Origin of the sequence: Enterobacter mori LMG 25706 (assembly GCF_000211415.1) — a bacterium.
Lineage (GTDB): Bacteria > Pseudomonadota > Gammaproteobacteria > Enterobacterales > Enterobacteriaceae > Enterobacter > Enterobacter mori.
This window is the reverse complement of record NZ_GL890774.1, coordinates 679,566-688,454: the sequence shown is the minus strand read 5'-3', so window position 1 is coordinate 688,454 and position 8,889 is coordinate 679,566. Positions and strand designations below refer to the sequence as shown.

Here is an 8,889-nt window from a genome sequence, read left to right as displayed (position 1 = left end):
GGCGGTAACAGGGGTTCGAATCCCCTAGGGGACGCCACTTGCTGGTTCGTGAGTGAAAGTCACCTGCCTTAATATCTCAAAACTCATCTTCGGGTGACGTTTGAGATATTTGCTCTTTAAAAATCTGGATCAAGCTGAAAATTGAAACGACACACATGTTAATGTGTGTTCGAGTCTCTCAAATTTTCGCAATTTGATGATGAATCGAAAGAAACATCTTCGGGTTGTGAGGTTAAGCGACTAAGCGTACACGGTGGATGCCCTGGCAGTCAGAGGCGATGAAGGACGTGCTAATCTGCGAAAAGCGCCGGCGAGGTGATATGAACCTTTGACCCGGCGATGTCCGAATGGGGAAACCCAGTGTGTTCCGACACACTATCGTTAACTGAATACATAGGTTAACGAGGCGAACCGGGGGAACTGAAACATCTAAAGTACCCCGAGGAAAAGAAATCAACCGAGATTCCCCCAGTAGCGGCGAGCGAACGGGGAGCAGCCCAGAGTCTGAATCAGCTTGTGTGTTAGTGGAAGGGTCTGGAAAGTCGGGGGGTACAGGGTGATAGTCCCGTACACGAAAGCACACATGCTGTGAACTCGAAGAGTAGGGCGGGACACGTGGTATCCTGTCTGAATATGGGGGGACCATCCTCCAAGGCTAAATACTCCTGACTGACCGATAGTGAACCAGTACCGTGAGGGAAAGGCGAAAAGAACCCCGGCGAGGGGAGTGAAAAAGAACCTGAAACCGTGTACGTACAAGCAGTGGGAGCCTCTTTTATGGGGTGACTGCGTGCCTTTTGTATAATGGGTCAGCGACTTATATTCTGTAGCAAGGTTAACCGTATAGGGGAGCCGAAGGGAAACCGAGTCTTAACTGGGCGTTAAGTTGCAGGGTATAGACCCGAAACCCGGTGATCTAGCCATGGGCAGGTTGAAGGTTGGGGAACACTAACTGGAGGACCGAACCGACTAATGTTGAAAAATTAGCGGATGACTTGTGGCTGGGGGTGAAAGGCCAATCAAACCGGGAGATAGCTGGTTCTCCCCGAAAGCTATTTAGGTAGCGCCTCGTGAACTCATCTTCGGGGGTAGAGCACTGTTTCGGCTAGGGGGCCATCCCGGCTTACCAACCCGATGCAAACTACGAATACCGAAGAATGTTATCACGGGAGACACACGGCGGGTGCTAACGTCCGTCGTGAAGAGGGAAACAACCCAGACCGCCAGCTAAGGTCCCAAAGTCATGGTTAAGTGGGAAACGATGTGGGAAGGCACAGACAGCCAGGATGTTGGCTTAGAGGCAGCCATCATTTAAAGAAAGCGTAATAGCTCACTGGTCGAGTCGGCCTGCGCGGAAGATGTAACGGGGCTAAACCATGCACCGAAGCTGCGGCAGCGACGCTGAGGGGTTGTTGGGTAGGGGAGCGTTCTGTAAGCCGTTGAAGGTGGCCTGTGAGGGTTGCTGGAGGTATCAGAAGTGCGAATGCTGACATAAGTAACGATAATGCGGGTGAAAAGCCCGCACGCCGGAAGACCAAGGGTTCCTGTCCAACGTTAATCGGGGCAGGGTGAGTCGACCCCTAAGGGGAGGCCGAAAGGCGTAGTCGATGGGAAACAGGTTAATATTCCTGTACTTGGTGTTACTGCGAAGGGGGGACGGAGAAGGGTATGTTAGCCGGGCGACGGTTGTCCCGGTTTAAGCATGTAGGCGGGAAGTTTAGGTAAATCCGGACTGGTTCTAACGCTGAGGTGTGATGACGAGGCACTACGGTGCTGAAGTAACAAATGCCCTGCTTCCAGGAAAAGCCTCTAAGGCATCAGGTAACATCAAATCGTACCCCAAACCGACACAGGTGGTCAGGTAGAGAATACCAAGGCGCTTGAGAGAACTCGGGTGAAGGAACTAGGCAAAATGGTGCCGTAACTTCGGGAGAAGGCACGCTGATGTGTAGGTGAAGCCCCTGCGGGTGGAGCTGAAATCAGTCGAAGATACCAGCTGGCTGCAACTGTTTATTAAAAACACAGCACTGTGCAAACACGAAAGTGGACGTATACGGTGTGACGCCTGCCCGGTGCCGGAAGGTTAATTGATGGGGTTAGCGGCAACGCGAAGCTCTTGATCGAAGCCCCGGTAAACGGCGGCCGTAACTATAACGGTCCTAAGGTAGCGAAATTCCTTGTCGGGTAAGTTCCGACCTGCACGAATGGCGGAATGATGGCCAGGCTGTCTCCACCCGAGACTCAGTGAAATTGAACTCGCTGTGAAGATGCAGTGTACCCGCGGCAAGACGGAAAGACCCCGTGAACCTTTACTATAGCTTGACACTGAACACTGGTCCTTGATGTGTAGGATAGGTGGGAGGCTTTGAAGCGTGGACGCCAGTCTGCGTGGAGCCAGCCTTGAAATACCACCCTTTAATGGCTGGTGTTCTAACGTAGACCCGAATCCGGGTTGCGGACGAGTGTCTGGGGGGTAGTTTGACTGGGGCGGTCTCCTCCCAAAGAGTAACGGAGGAGCACGAAGGTTAGCTAATCCTGGTCGGACATCAGGAGGTTAGTGCAATGGCATAAGCTAGCTTGACTGCGAGAGTGACGGCTCGAGCAGGTGCGAAAGCAGGTCATAGTGATCCGGTGGTTCTGAATGGAAGGGCCATCGCTCAACGGATAAAAGGTACTCCGGGGATAACAGGCTGATACCGCCCAAGAGTTCATATCGACGGCGGTGTTTGGCACCTCGATGTCGGCTCATCACATCCTGGGGCTGAAGTAGGTCCCAAGGGTATGGCTGTTCGCCATTTAAAGTGGTACGCGAGCTGGGTTTAGAACGTCGTGAGACAGTTCGGTCCCTATCTGCCGTGGGCGCTGGAGAATTGAGGGGGGCTGCTCCTAGTACGAGAGGACCGGAGTGGACGCATCACTGGTGTTCGGGTTGTCATGCCAATGGCATTGCCCGGTAGCTAAATGCGGAAGAGATAAGTGCTGAAAGCATCTAAGCACGAAACTTGCCCCGAGATGAGTTCTCCCTGACCCTTTAAGGGTCCTGAAGGAACGTTGAAGACTACGACGTTGATAGGTCGGGTGTGTAAGCGCAGCGATGCGTTGAGCTAACCGATACTAATGAACCGTGAGGCTTAACCTTACAACGCCGAAGGTGTTTTGGCGAAGAGACACGATATTTTCAGCGTGATACAGATTAACAGAATTTGCCTGGCGGCTTTAGCGCGGTGGTCCCACCTGACCCCATGCCGAACTCAGAAGTGAAACGCCGTAGCGCCGATGGTAGTGTGGGGTCTCCCCATGTGAGAGTAGGGAACTGCCAGGCATCAATTAGAAGAACCCCGTACCGAAAGGTGCGGGGTTTTTTGCTTTGTGCTTCACCTTCTCCCTGCGTTAGAAAGAATAGTGCCCCCAATAATATAATAGTCCACCACTCCTCTCCTTATTTTTAAATAAATTCACATTTCCTTCTACGAAATATCTTAATTTCCCATGTTTTATAAATTTATTCACGCGGTAAAAGCATCATGAATTTAAGACTATTCATGTCACTCTGCGAGATATAAAACCCTGCTTTCGTATCCTTGCGAGTTAACAATGCGTATATATCCCACATTAAATGTATTGCTTTGTGGTGAAGTTTTCATTTGGTAGCATTTAAAATAGTTCGAAGAAACGGTGATGTTTAATATTTGCGAGTTTCATTATTTGCATATCGTTTCCAGAACAAAACTAAGAGTTAATTTCACTCGCGTATATTATTTTTATAGCGTGACGACTCTTTATTTCTCAGGATATTGGTAAAAACAGGATATTTTATGAAACTGAATAAAGTTGCTATGGCTGTCGCTTTGACCGCTGCTCTGGGTTCAATGTCTGCATTCGCTGATACGACGAATGGCCAAATTGAGTTCCAGGGTGAACTGGTGAATACCGCATGTGGTCTGGCGCCAGGCTCCAGCCCGGTAAGCGTTGATTTTGGCCAGATTCCTGTTTCTGCGCTGGCTAATGGTGCGCGCGCCGGAAACGTACATCAGAACATCGAACTGCAGCACTGTGACACCACTGTTGCTCAAACTGCTGAAGTAACTTACTCCCCAACCAGCGTAAACCCAACGGATGCTTCTCTGGCAGCCTTCACCTCTGGTACTGCGTCTGGTGCGGGTATTGGTCTGCGTGACAGCGCCAGTCAGGACGTTGTCTGGGGTAACGCAACCACCCCTGTTCAACTGGTTGATGGCACCAATACCATTCCGTTCGTGGCATATGTGAAAGCAGAAAGCGCAAGCGCGAGTGTGACGGCGGGTTCCTTCCAGTCAACGGTTAACTTCGAGATTGCTTATCAGTAATCCGCAGCGCGGAGTCAGTGCGGGAAAATTTCCCGCACTATTAAAGAACGAAAATAAAGACGTGTTCTTAATGCCGATTTATTTCGCTGTCGCGACGTAACTATTAAAGCGGAAGGCGTTACGGCGTTCGTACATGTTTTTAAATTGTCGACACCCACAAAATAACTATAACGCAGTGGAACGCAGAGCGCTTTTAATGGATTTGTTCGGGACGGGGATCATGTCAGTAAAATTAAATACTAATCTAACAATAATTGCTCTCCTGGTGATGAATTGCTGCTATGCGGCAACGGCGCGCGCGGAGGAGCGAGTTGAGTTTAATACTGATGTTCTGGATGCTTCGGATCGTACCCGTATCGATCTATCACGCTTTGCGACAGATAACTATGTCACACCTGGTGATTACCTGCTGGATATCCGTATTAACGGCCAGTCGATAGGTCAGGAGAAAATCCGTTATGTGGAATCGCCTGACGGCAATCGTACGCTGCCATGTATCAGCGGCGACCTGCTGGACAAACTGGCGCTGAAAGAAGACGCACGTACACAAGTCGCTCAAATCTATGAAAACTGCTATTCCCTGCAGCGTCTGTCGGGGGCGAAATTAAGTAACTATGCCGGTGTGCTTGATATCACCGTGCCCCAGGCATGGATGAAGTATAACGACCTTGACTGGACGCCACCTGAACGTTGGGATGAAGGTATCGCCGGTCTGATTTTTGACTACAGTATTAACGGACAGCTGACGCGTCAGTTCAGCGACAATGAAAACTACAGCGCGATATCAGGCTACGGTCAGGCGGGAGCCAACATTGGCGGCTGGCGTATGCGCGGTGAATATCAGACAAGCTACTACAGCCAGACCCATCAATCCAATTTCGACTGGAACCAGATCTACGCCTATCGGCCATTGCCGATGATGGCGGCAAAACTGACGCTGGGTGAGATTTACCTGAACTCGCAGGTTTTTGATACGCTGCGATTTACCGGGATTAACCTCGCCAGCGATGAGCGGATGCTTCCTCCGGCGCTACAGGGCTATGCACCTGAAATCCACGGTATTGCCCGTTCGAATGCCAAAGTGACCGTCAGTCAGAGCGGGCGCGTCATCTATGAAACCACCGTCCCCGCCGGGCCGTTCAATATTCAGGATTTGCGCAGTTCGGTGCGCGGTACGCTCGACGTGCGCGTTGAGGAGCAGGATGGCTCAATCTCGATGTTCCAGGTGAACACCGCCAACATTCCATATCTCACGCGTCCGGGCTATGTCCGTTACAACCTGTCGGGCGGCACGCCGTCTCGCTATAACCACTCACTGAAGGGGCCAACGTTCCTGTCTGGCGATTTCTCCTGGGGGATCAGTAATGCATGGTCGTTGTACGGTGGCCTGCAGTCGTCGGGTGAAGCCTACACCGCAACCTCTCTGGGGATTGGTCGCGATCTTAACGCGTTAGGAGCCATCTCCATTGATGCCACTGAGTCGTGGAGCCGTGAGCCTGACGGGAAACGTCTGAAAGGCACCTCATACAAGCTGAGCTACGCGAAAACCTTCGACGAATACAACAGCTCAATTACGTTCGCGGGATACCGCTTCTCGCAGGAAGACTTCCGCACAATGGCGCAATACCTTGATGAGCGTTATCAGGGTTATGACCGTGTCGGGCGCGAAAAACAGCTCTATACCATCACCGGGAGTAAAACCTTTTGGGCCGGTGAAGCGGGTAAAGCGACAACCGTTTTTCTCACCTGGACCCACCAAAACTACTGGAATCAACGCAGCCAGGATCGATACGGCCTGTCCGTGGGACGTGTCTTCCGCATCGGCGATATCAACGGTATCACCGCCAATCTTTCCGCTTACCGTACTGACTATAAAGGGCAAAAGGACGACTCCATCTCCCTCTCATTATCTGTGCCGATTGGGGATAACAAATGGGCAGGGCTGGACATCCAGACCAACAACGGTAAAACCAGCCCGATGGCGTCATACACCGACAACAGCGATTTCAACAATCTGTGGCGCGTTCGCGCGGGTGCCAGTCAGAACAGTAACGCCAGCGTGGACGGCTATTACCTGCACCGTTCGCAATTGGCGGAAATTAATACCAACGCCAGCTACCAGCAAAATGAGTTTATGGCGTTAAGTACCACCCTGCGTGGCGGTTTCACGGCGACCCGGCATGGCGCGGCGATGCATAACAGCGGCGCAACGATGAACACGGCACGCGTCATGGTCGATACCAACGGCATTGGCGGCGTCCCTCTCAATGGCGAAAAGTCCCGGACCAACCGCTTCGGTATTGCCGTTGTACCGGATGTGGTGAGCTACAACAGCTTTGACACCCGCGTAGACGTCGATGCCATGGATGGCGATATCGAACCGGCAAAAGCCATCAGTACCAGTACCCTGACGGAAGGGGCCATCGGCTATCAGGCTTTTGGGATGGCGAAGGGGATGAAGATGATGGGCACGTTGCGCCTCGCAGATAACAGCGTCCCACCTTTCGGGGCGGAAATTTACAACACCGATGGCGTAAGCGTCGCCATGGTGCTGGAGGACGGCAAGGCATGGCTTGCGGGCATAAACGCCAATGAAACTCTGAATGTTATGTGGGGGGGGAAACTTCAGTGCAAAGTGACCATCCCGCCCGGCGTGAACAACGGACGTTCGGACACGCTTCTGCCGTGCCGTTAATCCCTGTGTAAAGCGTTATCCCACTGTAATTAAAGGCTAAAAATGAGCAAGAACAGACATAGCAGATATCTTATGGCGGCGTGTGCGCTGAGCCTGTTGAACGGCTACGCACAGGCGGGCGTCTCTCTGGATCGGACGCGCATCATCATTACGGAGAAAGAGTCTTCGTCCAGCGCCAATCTGTCTAATACCAGTCCGGATATTCCGTTCCTGGCCCAGTCGTGGGTAGAGGATGAAAAGGGCAATAAGATCGCCTCGCCGCTGATTGTGCTCCCGCCGTTGCAGCGAATTAATGGGGGTCAGAAAGGGATAGCGCGCGTCACTAAAACGGCGGGCATCGACAAACTGCCGAAGGACAGAGAGAGTCTGTTCTACCTCAACGTCAGGGAAATTCCACCAAAGCCGGAAAAACCCAACACGCTGCAGCTGGCAATGCAGTCACGCATCAAGTTGTTCTATCGCCCTGAAGCGGTGATCCCGAAGACAAAGGGGGAAGTTTGGCAGGATCGCCTGGTATTCCACAAAAGCGGCAGCGAGATGACCGTGCAGAATCCCACGCCTTACTACGTGACCATCCTCAGCTTGACCAGGGCAGATGGGCAGAAAATTACCCGTTTCCCGGGGATCATGGTTGCGCCTAAATCGAGCCAGAAGTTTGAGGTGACGGATGCAGGCGTTAGCCAGTTTTCGATGAAGTTTGTGAATGATTATGGCGGGCATCCGGAGCTGAAATTCCGGTGTGAAGGCACTACCTGCAAGGCGTTACCCCCCGCCCAGCAGGGCTAATCAGGAAGGAGCCTGACAATGCAAAACCCTTTTCCTTATGCAGCCCTTCTGGCGTTGTGCACGCTCGGATTTTCCGGGGCGGCGTGGTCCGTGGTGGACGGTGAAATTAAGGCGGTAAATGGTACCTATGAATACCTGATTAACATTAGCAATCATGACATTACCAGCAACCAGGTCGGTGCCGTTGTTATTGACGAATTTGACCTGGCCGGGATGTTTCAGGGCCGTGCGTACTGCGCACAGCCGATGATAAGCCAGCCGGTATATTACATGTCGCAGGCAACGTTAACCCAATCAGGAATGACGGCGGGTTACCTCAAGCTCAATGACTACATGGACGTTAAAATCGAGATCTACATCGGCGGTAATTTACAGCAGTACAAAACCGTACCGTTCGATAATGTCTCCAACAACGTCAATCAGAACTACTGCAACCCCCCCAGCACCATACTGGACAATCAGTTTGCCTCCGGCGCGAAGGGAAGAGTGACCTTCATGATCACCAAACCCATTATCAACGGGGTGAACTTACAGGGTTCCGAAATCGCAACGCTTTATGGTCGACTGGGGCCGGGTGCCATGGGGCAAACGCCACTGTCGCGCGTCACCATCGCTTCCGGCGTCATCACCGTACCGGATAAATGCATCGTTAATCAGGGGACGCCCATCGTCGTCGATTTCGGCAATATTCCGGGAACGGGCAGCAGGCTGGATGGCATCAATTACAGTCAAAACGTACCGATTCACGTGAAATGCCAGGGCGGCAGTTTTTCCCAGGGAGAGCTGAATATCAAGCTGGGGATCCAGCAGGCTAATCCGGCATTCACTGACGGTAAATACCTGAGCACCCAGGGAACCGCCGACCGGTCTGAGCTGGGCATCGCTTTGCGTGACAGCAAGGGTAATCCCGTGGTGCCAAACACGTTCTATAACGTGCCGGGATTTTCCCACAACGAAGGTGACTGGAACCTGATCGCCGCGCCGGTGGCCAAAAATGCCACCTCGGTTATCCCTGAGGGCGAATTCCATGCATCGGCGACGGTTGTGGCTGAATTCCAGTAA

At 52.2% G+C, this 8,889-nt stretch carries 4 protein-coding genes and 2 rRNA genes; all 6 read left to right on the top strand.

Translation table 11 applies throughout. The features are described 5' to 3' along the window. Window positions 1-230 precede the first annotated feature (230 nt). The 6 genes from ENTMO_RS0105110 to ENTMO_RS0105085 all read left to right on the top strand — a co-directional run bounded on the left by ENTMO_RS0105110 (window position 231) and on the right by ENTMO_RS0105085 (window position 8,889). Window positions 231-3,139: ribosomal RNA gene (locus ENTMO_RS0105110) — 23S ribosomal RNA — on the top strand. Between the two features lie 67 nt (window positions 3,140-3,206). Then, a 5S ribosomal RNA gene (rrf, locus tag ENTMO_RS0105105) occupies window positions 3,207-3,322 on the top strand. A gap of 493 nt (window positions 3,323-3,815) precedes the next feature. Next, window positions 3,816-4,346 (top strand): fimbrial protein, encoded by a 531-nt coding sequence (locus ENTMO_RS0105100; protein WP_010427801.1) that lies wholly within the window; start codon window positions 3,816-3,818, stop codon window positions 4,344-4,346. Window positions 4,347-4,566: 220 nt separating this feature from the next. Next, on the top strand, window positions 4,567-7,041 hold the full coding sequence (locus tag ENTMO_RS0105095) for a fimbria/pilus outer membrane usher protein (protein ID WP_029484979.1): 2,475 nt from the start codon (window positions 4,567-4,569) through the stop codon (window positions 7,039-7,041). 72 nt (window positions 7,042-7,113) lie between these two features. Continuing rightward, window positions 7,114-7,827, top strand: coding sequence for a fimbrial biogenesis chaperone (locus ENTMO_RS0105090; RefSeq protein ID WP_010427799.1), 714 nt, complete (start codon window positions 7,114-7,116; stop codon window positions 7,825-7,827). Between the two features lie 18 nt (window positions 7,828-7,845). Further along, window positions 7,846-8,889, top strand: a complete 1,044-nt coding sequence (locus ENTMO_RS0105085) for a fimbrial protein (RefSeq protein WP_010427798.1) — start codon at window positions 7,846-7,848, stop codon at window positions 8,887-8,889.